Raw genomic sequence first — 22925 nt, 5'->3', positions numbered from 1 at the left:
GGGAAACGTCCGAGAGTAAACCCTTAAAGATTGCGTGGTGCAGGATATGCCTGTCGGGCCTTATTTCAAGATCGGTTATGCCGTTCTTCTGTTATTTCTCATCATTTATCTCGGAACATTAATAGACTTTTTGTTCCAGCCTGTTGTAATTACGGTTAAAACCTTGTTTCCGCCCATTGTATTATCGGGCGTCCTTTACTATTTGTGCCGCCCGCTCGTCAGAGTGCTGCATGCGAAATTAAAGCTGCCCGAAGGAATCGCGATTTTAGCGATTTATGCGGGAACAGCCGGCCTTCTTGTCCTCTTCCTTTATACGGCGGGCCCTGCCGTTCAAAAACAGTTTACAGCCTTCACAGATCATATTCCGGAACTTTCCGCAAAAGCTGAAAATTGGATCGGGCATCTTCAGGACAGCAAATGGTTTTCCCGGCTTCAGCATGGAGATTCCTTAAAAAAATTAGCAGACAAAGCCGCAAATTATTCCGGTTCAATCGCTGATTCTCTCAGCAGCCTGGCCGGTACGGCTGCCAATGCCGCCATCACCGCAGCCATTATTCCGTTTGCGCTGTATTACATGTTAAAAGAAGGAAATAAAGCCCCCCGGCGACTGCTGCGGCTTCTTCCGGAAAAACATCAAAAAGAAGGAAAACAAATCCTTCGGGACATGGATGAAGCTCTCAGTTCATACATACAAGGACAGCTGCTCGTCAGTTTCTGTGTCGGCGTTCTCGTCACAATCGGCTATTTTATCATCGGGCTCGATTATCCGCTCGTTCTGGGCGCGTTCGCCATGGTGACAAACCTGATTCCGTTTATCGGGCCTTGGATCGGCACATTTCCCGGAGTCATTGTCGGATTGTTCGATTCACCGACCGAGGCGGTGCTGGTGATTACGGTCGTCGTCATTGTCCAGCAGCTTGAAAGCCAGCTGATTTCCCCGCAAATTATGGGACGGAAGCTGGACATTCACCCGCTGACCATTATTTTTCTTCTGCTTGCCGCCGGCAAATTCTCAGGAATTGCCGGGATGCTGCTGGCCATTCCGGGATATGCGGCCGCAAAAGTGGTCATAAGCCACATGCAGAAACTATTCATTCTCAGAAAAACACAAAGCTAAGAGAGAAATGATTCATCCCCCATGTCTTCACATCGGTTAAAATGAAAAAACGGCGGGCTGAAGAAGCCCGCCGCACACGGAGGTAAAAAAGATGAACATCGGTGATGTCATTTTTCAATTGATCTCATTTATTGCAGCCGCATTTTTCCTGTTTGCCGTGATATACGTATTCAGAAGCTTGAAGCAGCGCCGCATACAATTGGACAGAATCGAAAAGAAACTCGACGCGCTGCGCGAAGAAAAAAACGAGAAGTTATAGTTCATTCAGAGGCAGGCGCAGCCAGCTCCACCTTTATCCGATCCGGGTCCTCCGTGTATACGGCGTAATGCGTGCTTCCGCCTGCATATGGATGGCGGTCCCTGTAAAGCACGGGGCATCCTCTGGCAAGCAGCTTTTCCGTCATCTCGTCAACCTGCTCTCTTGATGCAGCATGAAAAGCCAGATGGTTCAGCCCGACCCGGCATCTGTGGTACTCCGGTGTTAAAAAACGCTCCTCTGTCTGTACAAGCACAACATAAAATCCTGCGTTTTTCCAGCTGATGCCGGAGTCCCAATTTTGAAACTCCCTATAACCGAGCTCACCTAAAAACCATCCCCAAAACCGGGCGGAGGCTTTCAAGTCAGATACATACAATTCAATATGATGCATCATAATATTCGCTTCCTCCTCATATCACACCCGCCTTACCAGCACCTCTTCAACTTTATGGCCGTCACCTTTTCTCAAAATCAAATCCGATCTGAATTTTGTCGGCAGGATATTTTCATACAGATTCGGACGGTTGACGCTCTCCCAAATGGAGGCGGCCATGGTATCCGCTTCTGCATCAGACAAATCCTTAAATTTATGAAAATAAGAAGCCGGATCCTGAAAAGCGGTTTCTCTTAAGAGGCGGAAACGCTCCAAATACCACGTGAAAATCCGGCTTTCTTCGGCATCCACATAGATCGAAAAATCAAAGAAATCCGATACAAAAATCCGCGGATCTTCCCTGTCGTCCTCTAAGGTCGGCGACTGCAGGACATTGATTCCTTCGATAATAACGATATCCGCACCTTCGACAACCTCGACGGCGCCCTCTTCCCTGTCATAGGTAAGATGGGAGTATACGGGCGCCTCCACTCTCTCTTTCCCTGACTTTATATCGTTCAGAAACTCAAGCAGCGCTTTCACATCGTAACTTTCCGGAAATCCCTTTCTGGACAGAAGGTTTTTCCTTTTTAATTCCGCCGTCGGATACAAGAAACCGTCGGTTGTCACCAGGCTCACCTTCGGCCTGTCCGGCAGACGGGAAAGAAGCTTTTGCAAAATTCTCGCCGTCGTGCTTTTGCCGACGGCGACGCTGCCCGCGATTCCGATGATAAACGGGATTTTCGCTGAATGCGGATGTTTCAGAAACACGTTGACATGCTGATTCCGTCTTGCGGCAGACGTGACATGAAGATGGAGCAGGCGCACAAGCGGAATGTAAATCGTTTCTACTTCTTCCACCGACAGGTAGTCATTCAGCCCCTCTACGGCCTTGGCTTCTTCCTCTGAAACGGCAATGGAAAGATGGCCGCCGAATCCGGCCCACGACTCGCGGCTGTGCTGCGTATACAATGTATGTAAGTTCAATTCTTTACTTTTCACAATTCACACCAATCTCTCTGTATGGCTTTCCGATTAAAAAACAAACGCTTACAAAGATTGTAACGGAAAACCGCCTCACTGTCTGCCCATTTTTTTCACAAATGAGAAACCGATCCGGCTGTACTCTTCCATTTCCTCCTTGGGAACCATGCTTCCGCCGGTACTCCACACAAGGTGCACGGCATTTTCCATCTCAAGCCCCCGCTCTTTTATATAACGGTTACCGGCTTCGGTCTGAACGAACTTGACGGCTCCGGCCATACCGGCAAGTGCAGAGGGTTCAAGGCTCTTATTCTCGGCCGCTCTTAATTGATAAAGCAGCGAAAAAAGCGTGCCGTCATCAGCGGTATAACAGCCGCTGAGTATAGGCTCCATCAGAGGGCCGGCCAGTCCGGACGGCCTTCCCACCGCAAGTCCGTCGGCGGCTGTTTGATTATCAAGGCCGATATCCTGCACGCTGATTCCGTCATGCAAGCCGGAAAACAGTCCTAACAGCATACACGGTGAATGCGTCGGCTCACCGAAAAAAATATGGACATGCCCGCCATAGATCTGCTTTAGCGCAAGCGCGACGCCGCCCGGGCCTCCTCCGACCCCGCACGGCAAATAAACGAAAAGCGGTTCATCTGCACCCGGCTTTATGTTCATTTGATCGAGCTGCTTTTTCACACGGCTTCCCGCAACGGCATACCCCAAAAACAGATCCCGGGAATGCTCATCATCAATAAAATAACAATAAGGGTCCTGCTTCGCCTGCATGCGCCCCTCTTTGACAGCCAGACTGTAGTCTGCTTCATATTCGATGACGCGAACCCCCTTTTCCCGGAGCAGCTCCTTTTTCCACTGCTTTGCGTCACTGGACATATGAACTGTCACACAAAAGCCGAGCTTCGCGCCGATTATGCCGATACTCAGACCTAAATTGCCCGTAGAACCGACGGCTATAGAGTATTTTGAGAAAAAAGCGGTAAACCGTTCTTCAGTCAATATGCTGTAATCATCGTCTGTTGAGAGCATTCCCGCTTTTACCGCGAGGTCTTCGGCATGCTTCAGCACTTCGTAAATCCCGCCGCGCGCTTTAATGGAACCGGAAATCGGAAGTTCGTCGTCGCATTTCAAAAGCAGACGCCCGGGGAAAGCCTGAGCGGCGCTTTGTTCCAGACGCTTTTTCATTTCATTGATGAAGACAAGCGGAGACTCAATGAGGCCTCCCGCCGCTTCCGTCTCCGGAAAAGCCGATGCGATATAAGGCGCAAACCGGCGCAGCCTTTCTTCCGCTTCGGCAATCTCCTCTTTCCATTCAGCGCCATTCTTTACTGGATCATCGGTTTTATGCGGGTTGATCCAAAATACTTCACGCGCCTCCGCCATTTGCCTGACTAAAGGCTCTGTCATCAATGCCTTGTGTATATCCCGGTCGGACATTCCTTTCTCCCCCTTGTTACTTTTTCTTTAATGCGCGGCCGGCCAGTTTTTCTGTAAACGAAGGGAAAAGCTGATACAGCTTCGTCCCGAGACTCATCCATCGCGGAAGATTCATTTCCCGTTTATCCGTCAGAATTACGGATGTAATACGCTCTGCCACACGGTCGGCATCAAGCATCCATCTGCCGACGCTTTTCACATAACCGCCCTCTTTATCTGCAATTGTAAAGAAGTCTGTTTTGATCGGACCGGGATTAACCGTTGTCACAGCTACACCCGTACCGGCCAGCTCAAGCCGCAGCGCATTGGAATACCCTAAAACGGCGTGTTTCGTTGCGGAATAAAGGCTTGATTTCGGCGTCGCCAATTTGCCGGCCTGTGAGGCGATATTGATAATATGGCCGCTTTTCGCATGAAGCATCACCGGAAGACAGGCCTTCGTACAGGCGATTAATCCGAAGACGTTGACTTCAAACATTGCCTTCATATCATCCAAAGATGAATCAGCGGCCGTTTCAAAAATGCCGAAGCCGGCGTTGTTGATTAATACGTCAACATGACCGATCAAACGCCTTACGTTTTCAGCCTCTTCTGCATGCCGGACGTCAAACGGAATGACATCACACTGTCCGCCGCGCGCGGTAATCGTTTTTTTCACTTCCTGCAAGCGGTCCTCCCGCCTGGCGGATAAAAAAACATGAGCCCCTTCTGCCGCGCAGGAATATGCAAGCCGTTCTCCGAGTCCGCCGGATGCTCCGGTGATCCAAATCCGCTTATCCGTTAATCTGCCCATTTCCTTCACCCCTTCACAGCTTTAAACATCAGAGTGCTTCCCGACTGAAAGGATTCGGCCTTCCCTTTTGCAGCCAGTACGTCAAGATGGCCGATCGTTTCTGACATCGTTAAAAACAATTCATTTTCATACACAGCCGGAAACAGCCGCCGGCATACCTGGAAAGCCGTCAGCGTTTCCTCTGACAACAGGCGCAGCACATATTCCGACCGGTTTCTCTGTTTTTCAAGCCGCCTGTCAAAAGCAGGCTTTACGTCTGTCAGCAGATCGCCGTGTCCCGGATATAAAAAGGACGGGTTTACGTCATACAGCCGCTTCATTGAGTTCAAGTAGTCGAGCATCGGGGCCTCGCGCACGCCCCCCTTTTCCGGAGCTTCCAGAATCGGATTGGTGGAGCTGTTGGACAAAAGCAGATCGCCGCTGAACATTTCACCGCTTTTTTCATGGTAGAGCGCAATGTGAGAAGCGGCATGACCCGGGATTTCGAGCACCGTCCAGCCGTTAAGCCCGTCGATTTTTCCGCCTTCTCCCACTGTTTTCGTTAACGGACGGTTTGCTGAAAATAAGTATGACAGCTTAACTGTTTTATGTATGTCTTCAGGCGTCAGGGGAACGCCCATTTCAGTCATAAGCGACAGAAAAAAGTCCTCCTGCCGGGCGATATACGACTGATCCTGAGTAATGTACCTGTCATTCAGCGGATGCCCGATCACTTCCGTATCATCGGAAAAAAGGTGCAGCAGACCTGAATGATCTGCGTGATGATGAGTGAGCACCACCTGTTCTATATCCGCCGCAGAAACGCCGTGTTCCTTAAGCTGAAATGAGAGCGATTCAGCCGCTTCCTTTGTATTCGGTCCGCAATCAATAAGGGTTAAGGCTTCATCTTTTATTAAATAAACGATAACGTCGCCGACTGCAAACGGAGTCGGCACACGTATCGGAATGATCTTTCTCGCTGCCATGTTTACGCTCCTTCGTTCTTTTCATTCCTGAATAATCATATTTTAGCGTTTTCTTTTCACTGTGTCATTATTGCCGCATATCGGAAAAAAAGATTGACATCCCGCTCTTTCGCATAGCATAATGAACAACAAACTAGAAAACACGGAACGCGATGACGAGGAACTAGTATATAAACAACGGCAGCAGAGAGCAATGTCCCCGGCTGAAAGACATTGCGGCCCTCTTGTTTACAGAACCTGCCCTCAGAGCGGTTAGGAAAACCTAAACGTATCCCCTCGTTACGGGATTTGAGCTGAGCACGGCTGATTCGTGCTAATGTAAGGTGGTACCGCGAAACCTTTTCGTCCTTTTTGACGGGAAGGTTTTTTTGTGTTTTAGAAGAAGGAGGATTTATATGAAGAAAATCGGTTTTATCGGGGCCGGATCAATGGCGGAAGCAATGGTGAACGGACTGCTGCAAAGCGGAATGGCAGCCCCCGGACATATATATATGACAAACCGGTCAAATGACAGCCGGCTTGAAGAGCTCCAAAAAACGTACGGAGTGAAACCGTGCCGGGATAAAAAAGAGTTTTTCAGCAATATCGACATTATCGTTCTCGCCTTTAAACCGAAAGATGCGGCAGAAAGCATTGAGAACATTCGCGAATATGTGAAAGATCAGCTTGTGATTTCTGTTCTCGCAGGGCTGACGATTCACACGATTCAGCAATATTTCGGCAGAAAGCTCACCATCATCCGGGCGATGCCGAATACATCCGCGGCCATTCAGCAATCGGCGACCGGTTTTTCCGCAAGCTCCGAGGCAAGTGAAGCTGAAATCCGGACGGCAAAAGAGCTTCTGGAAACAATCGGAGAAGCGACGCTCTTTGAAGAAAAACACCTTGATGCCGTCACAGCCATTGCCGGAAGCGGTCCCGCCTATGTGTACCGGTATGTGGAAGCGATGGAAAAGGCCGCCCTTCAAGCCGGCCTGCCGGAAGAAACGGCAAAAGAGCTGATTTTACAAACCATGGCCGGGGCGACGGAAATGCTCAGAACAAGCAGCAAACGGCCTGAACGCCTGCGTAAGGAAATCACAAGCCCGGGCGGCACGACTGAAGCAGGCCTTCGCGCATTAGACGAGCGCCGCTTTGAAGAAGCCATCATGCACTGCATCGCAGAAACCGCAGCCCGGAGCGCCGAAATTAAAGAACAATTCGCAGGCTCCGTTCTGCAAAAGACAGACCAGTCATAAAGCATGGGGGCATCCCATGCTTTTTTCATTCTGTTTAACTGCCGTATAAGCGGCTGATTCTCTCTTTTACTTCAGGAAGATGGAATGTGGCTTCGTGCATGTTTACCTCTTCCTCAACCGCTTTTGTCAGCTCTCTTTTGATCCGTGCGGTCACATTGGTTTTCAGCGCAACCAGTGAGGCTCTCGGTTTATCCGCCAGCAGCCGGGCCAATTCGCGGCCTCTTTGAAGGACGTCTTTTTTCGGCAGCACTTCAAACGGAACACCCCGTTTTTCCAGAGCGGCGCCGCTGAAGTTCGCGGCCGTAAACAGCATTTCTTCCCCGAGGACAATTCCCAGTTTTTCAGGCACAATATACGTCGCGCCCATTCCCGGTGTAAATCCGTACTTCATATAATTACAAGAATAAAAACTCTCTCTGCTTAAAATCACGAAATCCGAGCTCAGACCGATCGTAAAGCCGGCTCCGATCGCATGCCCCTGCATGACGGAAATCACAGGGATCCTGCAATCCAATAAAAGACTGTGAAGCTTTAAATCTGTAAATTGAAGCTTTCCGCTCTGAATGGTCAAAAGCCCCTCCTGCGTTCCTCCCGTGCAGAAATAATTTCCGTAACCCGTCAGAAGAACGGTTTTATAGGACGGATGGGCATTGATGTCTTGGAATACCCGGTGCAGCTCTCTTACAAACTCTTCTGACAGCCCGTTTTTCCCGGCCGTATCCTGCATTGTGACCTGCACAATGCCCGGTTCTGTTTCCTGTACATCAATCATTGGATTCATGTTTATTCTCCGTTTCTTTAAAAATACTTAAGCCTTTCCGGCTCTTATACTAGGTCGTCCATTCATACTTTCTGTGAAACTCTTTTATTTCAGTCAGCACTAATCGCGTTTTTCCTTGATGCGCATTCGGGATGTCTGCTGCGGGCGCGGCATTTCTTGTGCCGAATTTTACGATGCCGCTGTCTTGGAGCAGCCGGTCATAATCAGCCATCGATAAACGGACGCGTTCATCCAAATGCCGGCTGATCTGAAATTGATTCTGCCGGGCACGGCTTTGCGGCATAACGACACCGCTGTAAAATTCAGAGCAGCAGCCCGAACCGTATGAAAAACAGCCGACGCGTTTCGGCGTTTCAAAAGAGCCGTTATCAATCGTGCTGGCAAGAGATAAAAATACGGTGGCCCCCATGATGTTGCCGACGCGCTGACAGTATTGAATCCCAGGCAGCACGCGTTGCTGAAAATCCGCTTCAATGTCTTGCGGCTTAGCCTTTGCCAATTTTCTCATCATCGTCCGATGCGCTCCTTTTACCATTCCGCCAAACGGAGTATGAAAAGAAAGGTATTGAAATGTATTCTTATAATCCGCCCCGCTCACACGCTTTCGGTATTCCTGAAATGAATGTTCACAGCAATCCAAATAAGACATGAGCGACAGATCAGCATCCCCCGCTTCACTATCCGGAATCGGGCGGCAGGTATCCATGACTTCATACCCGTAATACCCGCTTGCGCCTTGATCAAGCAAAAAGACATGAGGGGTGCTGCTGACTAAAAGCGCGACAGCTCCCGCCCCCGCACTCGGTTCGGCATAGGACCATTCCTCCGTCAACGCGTCACCGCCTTCAGCCACTAAAAAGCGGGAAATATCCGTTCCGATGATGAGCGCTTTCGCTCCCGGCGATGTTTGCGACAAGATGAAATTCACGCCCATTTGGAACCCGGCCGTTAAGGAATAGCAAGCCTGTTTCACTTCAAATAACCGGCAATTCCGCTTCAGCTGCAAATAATCATGGACATATGTACTGATGGATTTGCCAAAATCAATCCCGGATTCCGTACAGGTGATCACCATTTCAATCTGATTCCGTTCCTCTTCTGACAGAGAATCGATAATCGGTTTTGCGGCATTTACGGCGAACGTAATCGGATCTTCAAACGGAAGCGCCACCACTTTTTCTTTCATCAGCAGGTTCTCAAACCTTTTTTTATCCAGGTTCCGATGTTCCGCAAGCTCCATGACGTCTACATACGCGGTTCCGCCAAACACGTTCATTGCTTCGATTCCTACATTCATTTCTCCAAGCCCCCAGAGTAAAGAGGCTTCCCGTGAAGCCTCTTTTATTTTTTCGTTCAAAACTCAACAAGCAGCCGGTCAACGCCGTGAAATACAGGGCTCGGAACCAGATTCGGCTCTTGATCCTCAGTAAAACGCCATGCGGGCATCTGTTCAAAAAAGTGGGAAAGCGCGATTTTCGCTTCAAGCCGGGCCAGCGGCGCTCCTAAGCAATAATGGCTGCCCTGACCGAATGACAGATGCTGATTCGGCTTTCGTTCCAAGTCAATCTGATCGGCATTTTCAAACTTCTTTTCATCTCTGTTCGCCGATCCAATCCACGCATATACTTTTTCTCCGGCCGGAATCGTTTTTCCGCCAATCTCGCTCTCAACCGCGGTGTAGCGGGTTACCCGCTGAATGGAAGGTCTGAGGCGGATGACTTCCTCAATAAAGTCAGGAAGGAGCGCCTTATTTTCAAGCAGCCGGGGCAGAATATGCGGGAACTCCTTGAGACTGAGAAATGAATTTCCGATCACATTTTCCGTCGTTACGTGCCCCGCGACGATCAACAAGCCGCAAAAACCGATTAATTGCTTGTCTGACAGCGGCTCTCCGTCTAAATCAGCTGCAATTAAATGGCTGATTAAATCATTTTGCGGCTGTTTTCTCCGCTGTAAAATAAACTGCATAAAGTATCCGATCATCTGCTTTTGCACTTCATTCATTTTCTTTTCATCTTTTACATTCTGGCTTTGGTCGACCCAGCTTTTAAAGATATCCCTGTCTTTCGGAGGAAATCCTAAAAGCTCTGCGATCACGATAATCGGAAGCGGAAATGCGTAATCTTCAATAATGTCCATCCTGCCTTTTGAACGGACGGCCTGAAGCAGGTCATCAGCGATAGCGGCTATACGCGGTGCAAGAGACTCAACCGATTTCGGCATGAACGGCTGATTGACCAATTTTCTGAAGACGGTGTGTTCAGGCGGGTCCATTTTCAAAAGGCTGTCTTTGTTAATATGCCGGATCATTTTTTCCTGCTTGTCCGCACTTAAGTATTTATGATCGGAAGAAAAATGACTGTAGTCAGAAATCACCCGCTTCACTTCATCATAGGTGAAGATTTCCCAGCAATCTTCCTTTTCATTGTAATGAACGGGAGAGGTTTCTCTCATCGTTTGGTACCACTTGTACGGCTGCTGCTGTCTGATTTTTGTTAAACTGGTCATTTTCATTCCTCCAAGATGTGTCCAAGATTTGAAATGACCCGCCAAAGCTTACGAGTAAACCCGGCGGGCGGATATGTGAATTTACGGTCTTATTTTGGCGGGCTGCTTCAGCATCTCACCATGCACGTTCAGTATCTTTTCCTGCAGTTTCAGAAAGCTGTGTTCTGTCATTCCGTCTGCCGAATATAAAACGCCGCAAAATTCAGAAATCGTTTCGGCTGCGCTGTCTTCAGCCAATAACGTCATATGGTTGGATACCGCCACATCCATGATGGCGATGTTTGTCATATGCTCTTGCCACTGGCTCCAGTAGTTGACGAAATCAGCGGATAAAATATCGGCCCTGATCGTAAAATACGGATCAAGCTCACCCAAGAAAATACCGTTTTTATTTCGGAAATAATAGCATGTCACCCCGTTCGGATCCGGAAGCGGCAGGAGTTCGTAATCAGTGATTTCGTAAGCGTCCTGAACGTTTATATTCTGCCTGATCAGATTTTTCACCAACGCGTCCGTCTTCGTTAACCCCCGCTGTTTGGCTTTTGCTATTAATTGCTCTAAAAATATGTCTTCATGAAGATCGACATCTAGTTCATCACGGTGAATCAAGGTTTCAGAAATGCGTTCCGGATGTTGATAGATCGGTGCAAATAAAGCCATGTTCACCGTCTGCAGCATCATATTTTTATCAAATAATTCATCAGGAATGTTTATTTCCCGCGCACCCGCCGAGTCAAAGGAGTCGAGCATGACGATTGACTCAACGGTTTCTCCAGCCAGCTGCAATTGCCGGGTGACTTCATAAGCGAGCATGCCCCCTAATGAATAGCCGCCTACATCGTAAGGCCCCCGGGGCTGCACGGTACGTATGAGCTTAACGTAATATTCCGCCATGTTTTTAATGCCGCGGATCGGTTCCCGGTCTGTCATCCATCCTCTTGCCTGAATTCCGTAAAAAGGACGCCCGGTCCGTTCGGCAACAGGCTGGTACAGCTCCACTGCCCCCAGCGCGGAATGAAACCAGAAAATCGGTCTTCCCTTTCCCCCCGGGTTAAGACAGATCAGTTCGGGCGGTTCTTGATCATCTGTCTCTTCTGATATATCGTTTTGTTTCGTATGTTCCTCATGTACTTCATCAGTGTCTTTTTGAACGGAACCGGTCAGATACCCGGCTAATTTTGCGATTGTCGGATATTCATAGACCAGATTTGCCGTAATAGACGCTTGATACGTTTTATTAATGGACTGAACCCATTCCACACCGATAATAGAATCCAGCCCCATGTCAATGAATGCCTCATGCTCATCAATATCTTCCGGCTTCAGAAACAGGATGTCCGCAAGGCTTTCTTTGAGCTCTTTGCGCAAAGTGCCGTCAGCGATGCCGATAAGGGGAGTTTCTGCTTCCGGGATTTGCGGACGTACCGCTGTTTCCTCCGCTTCAGCATACTCGGGTTTCGTTATTTGCCCCGCTATATATTCCGCAAGCTCCTTAAGCGTCGGGTGTTCATACACCTTATTGGCAGTAATCTCAGTGTGGTACGTTTTATTTACTGTTTGTATCCATTCAACCCCGATAATGGAGTCAAGCCCCATGTCGATGATAGGCTCATCAGCATCAATATCTTCCGGTGACAAAAATAAAATATCTGCCAGGCTTATCCTCAATTCTTCAAGCAATGTTCTATTGTCTTCGGAAACGGCGTTTTCCGGCTGCTGGACAGAAACAGTACAATCCAAAGGCTGTAAGACGATCGGTTTTTGCAATGTCTCCGATTCAAACGCTGTCATTTCGATCTCAGTTAAAGGACTCAGAGAAATCAGACCTTCATGTTCAGGCTGTGGCGAAGACGGGGGAACGGTTTGCGTTTCAGACTTTTTCATGGCTTGGCCTGGTAAAGAACTGTTTACATCAGCCGCCCAATACCTTTCTTTTAAAAACGGGTAGGCAGGCAGCGGCGTTTTATAATATTGCCCTCCGTCAAAAAGCCGTGTGAAAGGAAGATCATATCCTCTGCAAAAAAGGTCAGCGATATGTGCCAGGCTTTCTCTGTACTGTGCGGGTGAAGCCGCCGAGCGGCACTGTTCAATGCATTCCATTCCGAATGTTTTCATTCCGGCTTCGTCTGCCGTCTTCTGATCCTTCAAATTGGACACAAACACACCCGGAAGCTCTCTTTTTACAAGCCACTCCGATAATACCCGCTTCAGTTCGTCCGCACTGCTTACGATACAGGCAAACCGGTGATGCAGATGCTTTCTGCCGAGCAGGAGCGTATAACTTATATTTCCCAGATCGCTGTCTTTGTTCTTGCTGAGTGAATCCAGCAGGCGTTCTGCCTGAATTTCCAGCTGACGCTCCGTCCGCGCAGATAAAGGAATGAGGCAGGCCGGTTTTGCCGGTGACCGGCGCACGGTTTGCGGCGCCTCTTCAATCACAAGATGGGCATTTGTTCCGCTGAATCCGAATGAACTGATGGCGGCTCTGCGCGGTGCATCCGAATTCCGTTCCCACGGTATCAGCTTTTCATTCACAAAAAACGGGCTGTCCGCAAATTGAATATGCTGATTGGCTTGATGAAAATGCAGGGAAGCCGGAATCTGCCGATGCTTCAGCGACAGCAGGATTTTAAACAGTCCGGCCATCCCCGCGGCCGCAGCGGCATGTCCGAGATTGGTTTTCACAGAGCCGATGGCGCAATATCCTTTTTTATCCGTATAACGGCGGAAAGCGCGCGTTAAGGCGCTGAATTCGATCGGGTCTCCCAGTGCAGTGCCCGTTCCGTGAGCTTCCACCATTTGAATGGTTTCCGGATTAATGTGAAAAGTATCATAGACATGCCGTTCCAATCGTTCTTGAGAAAGCGCGCTTGGAGCGGTTATTCCGTTTGTAGCGCCGTCCTGATTCGTTGCAGAGCCTTTTATGACGCCGTACACATGATCTCCGTCACTGACGGCGTCGCTAAGACGTTTCAGCACCACGGCTCCCACGCCTTCACCCGGCACGAAGCCGTCCGCGCTTTGATCAAACGTATGGCAGCGCCCGGTCGGTGACAGCATATTCGCCTTATTTGACGACTGATAAAAAGCGGGAGTGGATTGAATGAAAACCCCGCCCGCCACCGCCATTTCCGTTTCTTTCGTCCAGAGCCCCTGACATGCCAAATGAATGGCTGTCAGCGAACTGGAACATGCTGTATCAACAGTGATCGCCGGACCTTGTAAATTAAGGTGATAGGCGATCCTTGCCGGAGTGACGGAATTATGATTGCCCCAAAAAGCCTGCGCGGGCCCCTGCTGTTTAAAAATAGCCTGGTAATCTCCGCCGCAGGAGCCGGCATACACGCCGCATTCCCGGCCTCTTACCGAGTCTCCCGCATATCCCGCATCTTCAAGCGCTTTCCATGATTCTTCCAAAAACAGCCTCTGCTGCGGGTCCATATAGGTCGCTTCACGTCCTGATATATGAAAGAAAACGGGGTCAAAACATTCAATGCCCTCTATAAAACTGCCATACTGGCATTGGCTGTCAGAGACATCCCATCTGTCTGCTTTTTTAATCAGATCCCGTCCGGCGGCTAAGTTTTCCCAAAACTCATGGACATTCTCCGATTCAGCAAACCGCCCGCTCATCCCGATAATCGCGATCGGTTCTTTTTCAGGTAACACAGCTGCTGATTTTACTGTTTCGGCCGGATCCTTTTGTTCGGGGCGGTACGTCATTTGATACGGCTCAGAAACGCTGATGACGATTTTCCCGATATTTCCGCGGTCATCCAGACAGTGATACGCTTCTTTTATATCTTCAAAGGAAAAGATTTTTGAGATGACAGGCTGAATGACTCCCTCTTCCGCCAGCCGCTGCAGTTCCAATTGATAGTCCTTGACCTGATCCGGATTTTGAAGGGAGAGCTTCCGCAAATCCACGCTGTGAAACGATTGATTGTTATGAAGGACGGACAAGTCGACTGATTTAGCGGATTTCAGCGCAGTCATGGCAATTTCGATATATCTTCCGCCCGGCGCCAGGCAGTTCATTCCTTTTTGCATGGCATCACCGGCCAGGGTATTAATGACAACATCCACCCCACGGCCGCCGGTCATTCGCATGATTTCCGTTTCAAAATCTTCTTCCAAATAGCAAATGGTATTGTGGATCCCGAGCGAATGCAGATAATCAATTTTTTTCTGTGATCCGGCCGTGGCATATATTTCCGCGCCGATATGCCGGGCCATTTGCACCGCGATCAGCCCCGTTCCTCCCGTCGCGGTCTGAATTAATATTTTTTCGCCTTTTTTAAGTCCGGCTTTCCGGAAGGCGTCTATCATTGTCACCGCCACGGTGGGAAGAGCGCATGCTTCTTCAAAGGTCAGCCGGGCCGGTTTATGATAGACTTGATGTTCTTTACATGTGATGAGATTCGCCTGAGATCCAAATTCCTCTCCCATGCCGACAATCACTTCATCACCCGGAATGACGGATGTTACATGCCTCCCTGTCTTGATCACGACGCCGCTTGCTTCGAATCCCGGAGTGAACGGATAAGGCGGCATCGTCGGATACAGCCCTCTGACACAAAGCAAGTCTCCGAAGTTTAAAGAAAAGGCGCGGACGGCTATTTGAACTTCGTCATCTTTTATCTCGGGCACTTCACTGCGGGCAATCGTCAGATCTTCAATGCCGCCCGGACGGTCAATCACAACCCGGAATATTCCCGAGTCATCGGACTTTGCGAAAGAAGGCGGCATACGTTCTTGTTTCGGTTTCTGATAACCGTTTTCCTTTCTTTCCGTCTGCAAAGGTTTTTCATTAGGCCATTCTTCCTGAAGCGCCGGGCGGATTTTCGCTCTTTCGGTCTCCAGAGATGAGGCTATGGCGGTTTCATATTCTGCCGAGATATAACCGGTCAGCAGTTTCACATGGTAGTAATCAAATAAAATCGTTGTCTGCAGTGTAAGATTCAATCGCTTATTAATCTCGTTAATCACATTGACGGCCAAAATGGAATCAATGCCGTATTCAGAGAAATTCAGTTCTTCCTGAATATCCTCTTCTTTCATTTTTAATACATCGGCAATACTTGTTTTGATGACAGAGCGGACACGGGAAGCGACCGATTCCCCATCAGCCTTAACAACTTGATGCTCCTCTGGCGCGCGGCTGCGGGAAACAGGCTGTGCGGGCTTTCGGAAAACTTCGGCCGGGGCGGCGTATGGCTTTCTGCCGTCTCTGATTCCTTGCATCCGGACGAGTCCGTCACTCTCAGCTGCGATAATCTGCTGACCTAAATCATGAGCCGTTTCAGCAGGGAAACAAACCGCTCTGTATCCTTCCGAATGCAGCACACACTCCCACGATTTTGGATATAGGCCGGGACTTCCCGGAATCCGAAGCTCAGCATCCTCATAGGACCACCAGCCGTCAAGCAGCCCGAAGGTTAAATGGGTAAAAACAGAACGATCGCTGATTTCGTTTATCAAAATCATCCCGTTGTATTTCAGGAGCGCTTTCAGACGGCGCAGTGTCAAACCGATATTTTTTGTGGCGTGAAGCACATTGGCGGCGATGACAATATCGTAAACACCCGTTTTGATATTTTGTGATTCGCAAGGCTCCTCTGCATTAAACAAGGCTGTTGTCAAAAACGGCACATCAGGTCCGTATTCCTGTTCGGCATGCATTAAAAAAGCTTTAGAAACATCCGTATAACAATATTCCGCAATCTGTTTTGCAAATGGTTTCAGTTTTGTAAACAGCATGGCGCTCGTTCCGCCCGTCCCCGCCCCTACTTCTATCAGCCTGATACGGGCATCGGGATGTTCTGTAAGATAGGCTTTCAGGTAAGCGGCCGCGGAATCTGCTAACACTTCATTAAAATAATCCGCAACGGGATTATGCTTATAAACACCTTCAACGAGCCGCATTGATGAATCGGGAAATACGATATCCGTAGCCGGACGTTCTCCTTTTAAAATTGAAGGCATCGCTTTTATCGTCGCCTCGGCCAATTCAGCTTGCGCAAGCTCCCCCTTGGGAAGCAGGCGTTTATGGGCATTCCACTCATTCCAGACTGTGCGGCCGTCCGGGCGCTGATCCGCGAGAAGAGTGATCGTGTATCCGTCATACGCGATATATCCGTTTTCTTTTAATAGATTCAGGCTTTCTTCCAGCCATCTGCCGTATGTGCCGATCACGCCGGCGCTCCCCATGGATGCTGCAGGTGTGGTGACAGGCTCGCTGAAAAACCCGATTGACTGTAATTGGTAAAAGAGCAGTTTGCAAAGAAGGCTGTTCATATGCGCAACTCCATTTCTCGTTTTAAAGTCTCAAGCCGTTCATTCCGATCCGGATTTTGCCGCTTGACGCTTTCCATAAATGAAGGCTCCGGGCCGGATACAACCGATATTGCATCTTGATCCGTCAGTGCGGCTAAGCTGTGCGGAGCAGCTTTGATAAATGCCGCTTGGCTGAACGGTTCTGATAGTAAGACTTCCAGCGCCTCCATTGCTTCATCGGGTTCAATAGAACCGATCCCTGACGCCTCCATCCGTTTTCTGTAAGACGGGTCTGATACAACGCCCAGACTGCCCCAATATCCCCAATTCATGACTTTCACTTCACAATCAAGCAAGGAAGCGATATGGCGGGCAAAGGCGTCTTGAAATGTACACCCTGCCGCATAGTTGCTTTGCCCGGCATTTTTTGTGAAAGAATTAACGGATGAGAAAAACAGCACAAAATCAAGCGGCTCTCCCTTAAAAGCTTCGATCATTCGGACGCTCGTATTCACCTTAGCTGAAAAAGCGTTTCTGAAAGAAGCTTCATCCATATTCGCCATACTTTTGTCGGCAAGCGTTATCGCGGAATGGATGACTCCCGTTATATTGCCGTATTGCTCTTTTACGGAACGGACGGCCGCTTTAAGCGCTGCGGCATCTTGAGCATCAGCCTGTATATAATGCGGCGCGGGGCCTGATAGCGCCAGCCTGTCTATTTTGCTCTGAATCTCCTGATCCTTCGGCCGCCTGCCGATCCATATCATCCGTGCCTTGTAACGGGTGATCATGTATTTGCTCCATGCTTCTCCGATGCCGCCCGCTCCGCCGATGACAGCATAAACGCCGCCTTCTCTGTACGACATACGCGGAGCGGAACTTGTTAGCACCCGGACTGTTTTTTGCTTATGCCAAGCTCCGTTACGGTACGCGGCAGCATTTCCGTCCGGATCTGGAGGAAGGCGCCAGATGTTTTTCATCTCAGACGAATCACTGCCTTCTTCTGCATCAATCAGCCTGATGTCCCAGTTCGGATATTCTTTTGCCAATGAGCCGATCAAACCGTGTACGCCTGCATGCTCAGGCTGCGGCAGATCACCCGGATACACGGACTGTGTCTGCCGGGTGACCGCTGTAAAGCTGATGTTTCGGTTTCCATACCCGAGTGACAGCAGCGCTTTGATGAAACGGAAACATTGAATCACCCCATTCTCCTGCTCATCAAGCATTTCCTGACTGACAGATGCGGGTGCGAAACGATCCGGCGCAATCCATAAGAAATGGCGGATATCTTGATACCCGGCTGTCAATTCACGTAATGTTTGCTCGCTTGAATGATCCGGCGTCTCCGCCAGATGGGCGCGGGGCCACATTTTTGCCGCGGCCTTTATGGTATTTCCCGGCTTTCCGATGATCAGCAATTGTTCCTGATCAACCGCTCGATTTTCTTCCAGGGAAAAGAAAGTTTTGTCCCAAACAGGGGCTAGCATCGCCGTCTGAACTTCCTGCCGTTTGCTTTCGGTTTGGTTTGTCTGCCGGACAGCCCGGCAGGAGAACCCTGTCAATCTCATACAAACAGCGCCGTTTTCATCACATAAATCAATATCCAGCGTCAGCGCTCCGTTATCTGACCGATCGCTCTGTTTGCGGACAAGCGCCCACATCGTTTTCTGAGTCGGCTGAAATATTTCTGCCTGCCGCAGGGAAAACGGCAGCATCGGAGTGTCTCCGGCAGTATCTGAACCGGCCCCCAGTGACGCCTGAAACGCGGCATCCAGAAGGCTCGGATGGATGACAAACTGATCGGCGGTACTGTCTGCCGTTTCCGGCAGCGACAGCCGGGCTGCAGCCCCCCTCTCTCCGGTCATCAGCTGATCAATGCCTTGATGGCTCGGCCCGTAGATCATACCCGCATGCCGGAAAGCCTGATAAACCTCATCAGACGTCATAACCGATTGGCTGCAGCCGGACAGCCAGCCCTCTAAATGAACAGACGGAGCCGCTGCTATCTCTCCCGATACCGCGGTGCCTTTACTGTATAAAATCCGTTCTCCCCCAGGTTCTTCCGATAGACTGTAAATCGTAAATTCAATGTCTTCATTTTCCTTAAGAATAAGGCTGATATGGACTTCTACATCCGTCCCTTTATGAATGACAGGCCTCATCCATATGATATCTTTCAAATACATTCCTTTACGTCCGTCCGGCACAGCGTATGCGGCACGCTCAACGGCCGCTCTGGCCATTTCGATCACGGCGGCTCCCGGGAGCACCTTCTGTCCATTGACTGAGTGATCAGTGAAAAAGAATTCCCGTCCGGTAAAAACAGAGGTGAATTTCAGCTCCCAAAGATCGGATGTGTTTTCATGGAGCAGCGGATGGATCACCGTTTTGCCGTCATCCCTTTTTGAAACCGCCTCGGCTTCATCTTGAATCCAGCATCTGACTTTTGCAAACGGATAGGCGGGAAGACTGATTCTCCGGGGTTTTTGTCCCGAATATAACAAGTTCCAGTCCACATCGACTCCCTGCACCCACATTTTCAGCAAATGACCGTACTTTCTCTTTTTCAGCCATTTAACCATGGCTTCCTGCAGATCTTCATCAGATTCAAACACAGCCACTGTCTCATGATTTCGCTTCGCCCGTCCCCTGTAAAGATGCGGTGCGTTTTCATTTTCCAAGTACGATCTGAGCTTGTCCTCCAGCTCCTTAAGGGAGCCCGCAATAAGAGCCAGCCGCTCATCCATCGCTTCCCGCCCCGCTTGTAAAGTGTACGCGACATCAAATAAGTCCGGCTTATTAATATGCTTCTTTTGAAGAAAAGCAAGAAGGCGCTCCGCATATTCTGTCAGACGCTCGCCATTTTTCGCAGACAGCAGAATGACCGCCGGCTCTTGGCTGCTGATTGCTTGTTTGACAGGAGCCTCATATTCTTCAATAATGATATGCGCGTTAGAACCGCCCGCACCAAAGCTGCTGATTCCCGCCCTGAGCGGCTGTTCTTCTCCGTCTGCTGAAATCCGTTTCCAATCTGTTAATTCACGGCAGACGGAAAACGGCCCTTCATCAAATTGAATATTCGGATTTAAAACATCAGCATGCAAGGATGGGGCGATTTGTTTGTGCTTCATCTGCAGCAGCACTTTTGTAACTGCGGCGATGCCTGCTGCCGATTCCCCATGTCCGATATTTGATTTGACAGACCCGACAAGACATGTTTCAGGAACATCACCGAATGCATCGGTTAAAGCCCGGATTTCAATCGGATCGCCTAATTTCGTCCCTGTCCCGTGCGCTTCCACATAGCTGATCCGGCCCGGAGATACCCCCGCTTCCTGTAAAGCTTGAGAAATGACTTCGCTTTGCGCCTTGGGGTTCGGGACGGTGTAACCGCTTGCTCTCCCGCCGTGATTAATGGCAGCTCCTTTAATGACGCCGTAAATCCGATCTCCGTCTTGTACGGCGTCTTCTAAACGTTTAAGAAGCAGCACCCCGACCCCTTCTGCAGGAATATAGCCGTCACCTCCCGCGCCGAAACTCCCGCAGTGTCCTTTAGATGAGATGAACTGCCCCTGGCTCAGCATGAAGTACTTGTTAGGATGAACGGTGAGATTCACTCCGCCGGCAAGCGCCGCGCGAATCCGATGATCCCGCAGATCCCGGCACGCCATGTACAATGAAGTCAGCGAACCCGAACACATCGTATCGACCGAAATGCTCGGCCCTTGAAAGTCACAAAAATAGGAGACACGGTTAGCAATGGATGAAATCCCGCCGGGGAGCCCGATATGCCGTCCTTTCACTCCCGCTTCAGCCGCGAATAGCGGGTATTCCTGATACATGACACCGGCATACACGCCTACCTGACGCCCCAGTTCAGGTGATGTCCTCGTATATCCCGCATCCTCCATGGCCATCCAAGCATGCATTAAAAACAGCCGCTCCTGGGGATCAAGGTGTTCCGCTTCCCGGGGGGAAATCTTAAAAAACTCAGGATCAAAATCGGCGATCCCGTCAATGAACCCGCCCCATTTGCTGTAGATCGCTCCCGGCGCCGTACGGTCCTCGGAAAAGTAATGTTCCCATTTCCAGCGGTCTTTCGGAATTTCGGTAATACAATCCTTGCCTTGTTTGAGATTATCCCAAAACGCATCGATATCATCGGCCTGCGGATACTTGCCGGAAATCCCGACAACGGCAATATCCAGCGGTTTTCCTTTCGTTTCCTGACGGCTTTGATTCCCGGACGGGGCAAAAGACGCATTTTCAAGCCGATTTGGCTGAAGCACTTCTTTCACAGACGCATTTTTCAATTCCGCCAGCTGTTCCCCGGTATGACTGAGGATTGCGGCATCAAATGAGAGAAACCCGTCTTTTTTATGTTTGATTGTATTCACCACATAGACGGTATCAGACATGACAGGTCCGTAAAGCGTCAGCCTCTCAATCATGAGCGGGACGTGAATCCGCTTTTTCAGCTGCAATTCTTCTTCACCGAGCGACATATAACATGAATTCAATATAAGCGGGTCAAATGCAAAGTGATGCAGATCGCCTTTTTCTTTTTTTCCTGATAAGTCCAGCTGCAATAAAAAGGAGCTCTCACTCATTTTGTATCCCGCCGTTACCGTTTTCAGCATCGGGCCTATCGTGAAGTCGGCAACCGAATCGTACAGACGGGAAATGACATCCGGCGCCACCTTTTGTGCATGCGACTTCATTTGTTCAACGTCATATGATTTTTTTATGGGTGCCTCTGTATATCTGTTTATTTCTCCTTCGGCACATGTCTTCCGGCTTTCTTTACCGGAGACAGTGCAGCTTGCGGTAAAGCGTTCGGCACTCTTTTCTGCCGCAAATGAAATGTCAATCTGCGCGGCCTCTCCAGGCTCCAGCGTGACGGGCCCGCCCGTAAAGCGGATATCTTTCAGCTCGGCGGGACACGTGCCGGAATGAGACGCTCCGGAGGCTTCAAGCACCAGACACGGATACACTACGCCCATCAGTGCCGGTTTGCCGAAAACCAGATGATCCTGAAGGAATGCTTCATGTTCATAGAAAGTAAATGTCTGACTGCCTGATTGTGTTTCAGAGACCGGTGCTGCATCCGCGACAAGGCCGGAAGATTCATCTGTTCCTTTTGTTTTTATGTCTTCGAGCAGTTCGGACATGCTGCTGCACTCAAATAAAAGAGTCGGATTCAGACGCAGATCAAACGCCCCTTCGATGTCTTTAATAATGGCCAGAAGCTGTGACGATTCAAGACCTAATTCAAAAAACACGGTGTGCGCATCATTTCTTGTGACTGGACGGCCTACGTATGTCGAGAAAATGCGGTATAAGGTTTCCTCCATCTGCTGAACGCCTGGTGTCAGCTGCCGGTCTGTCCGCACCTTTTTGGCTGTCAGGCCGAGCAGTGAAACAATATGCGCACCGCTGAGGTTGTAAAAGTCAATATCCATTTTCACCATTTCAGAAGGCGTGCCGGACTTTTTCGAAATCACCGCGTAACAGCGCTCCGTAACGGTCTCAGCGGCAATAAACGACTCAAAATAAATCGGTAAAAACAACTCGGCGCCTGCAGCTGTCTGCAATACGCCGGAGGCCATGGCGGCACCGTCCATCAGCGCGGGATGAAAGAGCGTGCCGGGGAGATTTTCCCGGCATGAATCAGACTGCCGAATATCAAGGAAACATTCCTCTTCATAAGCATACATCTCTCCCTCCGGCTTCATCAGCCCGTCATGCGACAGTCCGCGGCTTCTCGCGTCTTCGTAAACCGTATGCAAAGAGACTGATGGAAGTGCGGCTTGTTGTTTTTTCTCCCCTGCGTCAAGACGCCTTTCTGATGAGAACACTTCTTCATGCATCTCCGCTGATAAGAAAACCGTCCCGGAATCCGCCCCGCAAATCGAGGCAGTCCAGAACTCCTTTTCTTTACTGAATATGACACTCACATCAAGCCGCTCTGACCGCTTCACTGATAAAGGATGATAAATGGTCACCCGTTTCAGACAGATGGAACGGAATGAAAGATCAAGGCTTTGCTTTGCCAGCTGATACAGCATATCAATATAGGCCAGACCGGGCATGACAGATTCTCCGTGAACAAGATGGTTTTTCATAATGGGATGCTCTGCCGTCAGGCGCAGATTCACTGTTTTTTTCATGGTTAGTCCCCTTTT

Annotated in this window: 13 protein-coding genes; 3 read left to right on the top strand and 10 right to left on the bottom strand. The window is 49.6% G+C overall.

What is annotated here, in order from left to right; all coding sequences use genetic code 11:
• Window positions 1-46: 46 nt before the first annotated feature.
• Together MJQ52_RS00090 and MJQ52_RS00085 are read left to right on the top strand one after the other, a co-directional pair.
• On the top strand, window positions 47-1117 hold the full coding sequence (locus MJQ52_RS00090) for an AI-2E family transporter (protein WP_094247815.1): 1071 nt from the start codon (window positions 47-49) through the stop codon (window positions 1115-1117).
• Between the two features lie 91 nt (window positions 1118-1208).
• On the top strand, window positions 1209-1376 hold the full coding sequence (locus MJQ52_RS00085; RefSeq protein ID WP_024085556.1) for a DUF4083 family protein: 168 nt from the start codon (window positions 1209-1211) through the stop codon (window positions 1374-1376).
• Between the two features lies 1 nt (window position 1377).
• Here the strand turns inward: MJQ52_RS00085 and MJQ52_RS00080 are convergent, their stop codons facing one another.
• From MJQ52_RS00080 to MJQ52_RS00060, 5 genes are all read right to left on the bottom strand, one after another.
• Window positions 1378-1767 carry a VOC family protein gene (locus tag MJQ52_RS00080; protein ID WP_025852786.1) on the bottom strand — a complete coding sequence of 130 codons (390 nt, stop codon included), beginning with the start codon at window positions 1765-1767 and terminating at the stop codon, window positions 1378-1380.
• 24 nt (window positions 1768-1791) lie between these two features.
• Window positions 1792-2751: a type I pantothenate kinase gene (gene coaA, locus MJQ52_RS00075; protein WP_003153290.1), complete on the bottom strand. Its 960-nt coding sequence runs from the start codon at window positions 2749-2751 to the stop codon at window positions 1792-1794.
• 75 nt (window positions 2752-2826) lie between these two features.
• Window positions 2827-4176: a D-serine ammonia-lyase gene (gene dsdA / locus MJQ52_RS00070; protein WP_094247814.1), complete on the bottom strand. Its 1350-nt coding sequence runs from the start codon at window positions 4174-4176 to the stop codon at window positions 2827-2829.
• A 16-nt stretch (window positions 4177-4192) separates the two neighbouring features.
• Window positions 4193-4969 (bottom strand): SDR family NAD(P)-dependent oxidoreductase, encoded by a 777-nt coding sequence (locus tag MJQ52_RS00065; RefSeq protein WP_071181824.1) that lies wholly within the window; start codon window positions 4967-4969, stop codon window positions 4193-4195.
• A 5-nt stretch (window positions 4970-4974) separates the two neighbouring features.
• The gene (locus MJQ52_RS00060) at window positions 4975-5934 is read right to left on the bottom strand and encodes an MBL fold metallo-hydrolase (RefSeq protein ID WP_071181825.1); all 960 of its coding nucleotides are present in this window, start codon (window positions 5932-5934) and stop codon (window positions 4975-4977) included.
• Window positions 5935-6329: 395 nt separating this feature from the next.
• On the opposite strand from MJQ52_RS00060, the gene proC reads away from it, so the two are divergent.
• Complete coding sequence (proC, locus tag MJQ52_RS00055; protein WP_094247813.1) at window positions 6330-7172, top strand: pyrroline-5-carboxylate reductase; 843 nt, start codon at window positions 6330-6332, stop codon at window positions 7170-7172.
• Between the two features lie 34 nt (window positions 7173-7206).
• Here the strand turns inward: proC and MJQ52_RS00050 are convergent, their stop codons facing one another.
• From MJQ52_RS00050 to MJQ52_RS00030, 5 genes are all read right to left on the bottom strand, one after another.
• Window positions 7207-7953 (bottom strand): polyketide synthase, encoded by a 747-nt coding sequence (locus MJQ52_RS00050; protein ID WP_016939192.1) that lies wholly within the window; start codon window positions 7951-7953, stop codon window positions 7207-7209.
• A gap of 49 nt (window positions 7954-8002) precedes the next feature.
• A complete protein-coding gene (locus MJQ52_RS00045; RefSeq protein WP_077722558.1) occupies window positions 8003-9250 on the bottom strand; it encodes a hydroxymethylglutaryl-CoA synthase family protein in 1248 nt (415 codons plus the stop codon).
• A gap of 56 nt (window positions 9251-9306) precedes the next feature.
• A complete protein-coding gene (locus MJQ52_RS00040; protein ID WP_265210098.1) occupies window positions 9307-10461 on the bottom strand; it encodes a cytochrome P450 in 1155 nt (384 codons plus the stop codon).
• Between the two features lie 81 nt (window positions 10462-10542).
• On the bottom strand, window positions 10543-16758 hold the full coding sequence (locus tag MJQ52_RS00035; protein ID WP_094247812.1) for a beta-ketoacyl synthase N-terminal-like domain-containing protein: 6216 nt from the start codon (window positions 16756-16758) through the stop codon (window positions 10543-10545).
• Complete coding sequence (locus tag MJQ52_RS00030; protein ID WP_094247811.1) at window positions 16755-22910, bottom strand: type I polyketide synthase; 6156 nt, start codon at window positions 22908-22910, stop codon at window positions 16755-16757. Before MJQ52_RS00030 ends, MJQ52_RS00035 begins: the two co-directional genes overlap by 4 nt.
• Between the last annotated feature and the right edge of the window lie 15 nt (window positions 22911-22925).

Source organism: Bacillus sp. jun7 (assembly GCF_051034795.1).
In the GTDB taxonomy this organism is placed as follows: Bacteria; Bacillota; Bacilli; order Bacillales; family Bacillaceae; genus Bacillus; species Bacillus velezensis.
The sequence above is the reverse complement of the archived record's forward strand: the minus strand, read 5'-3'. Positions and strand labels throughout refer to the sequence as shown.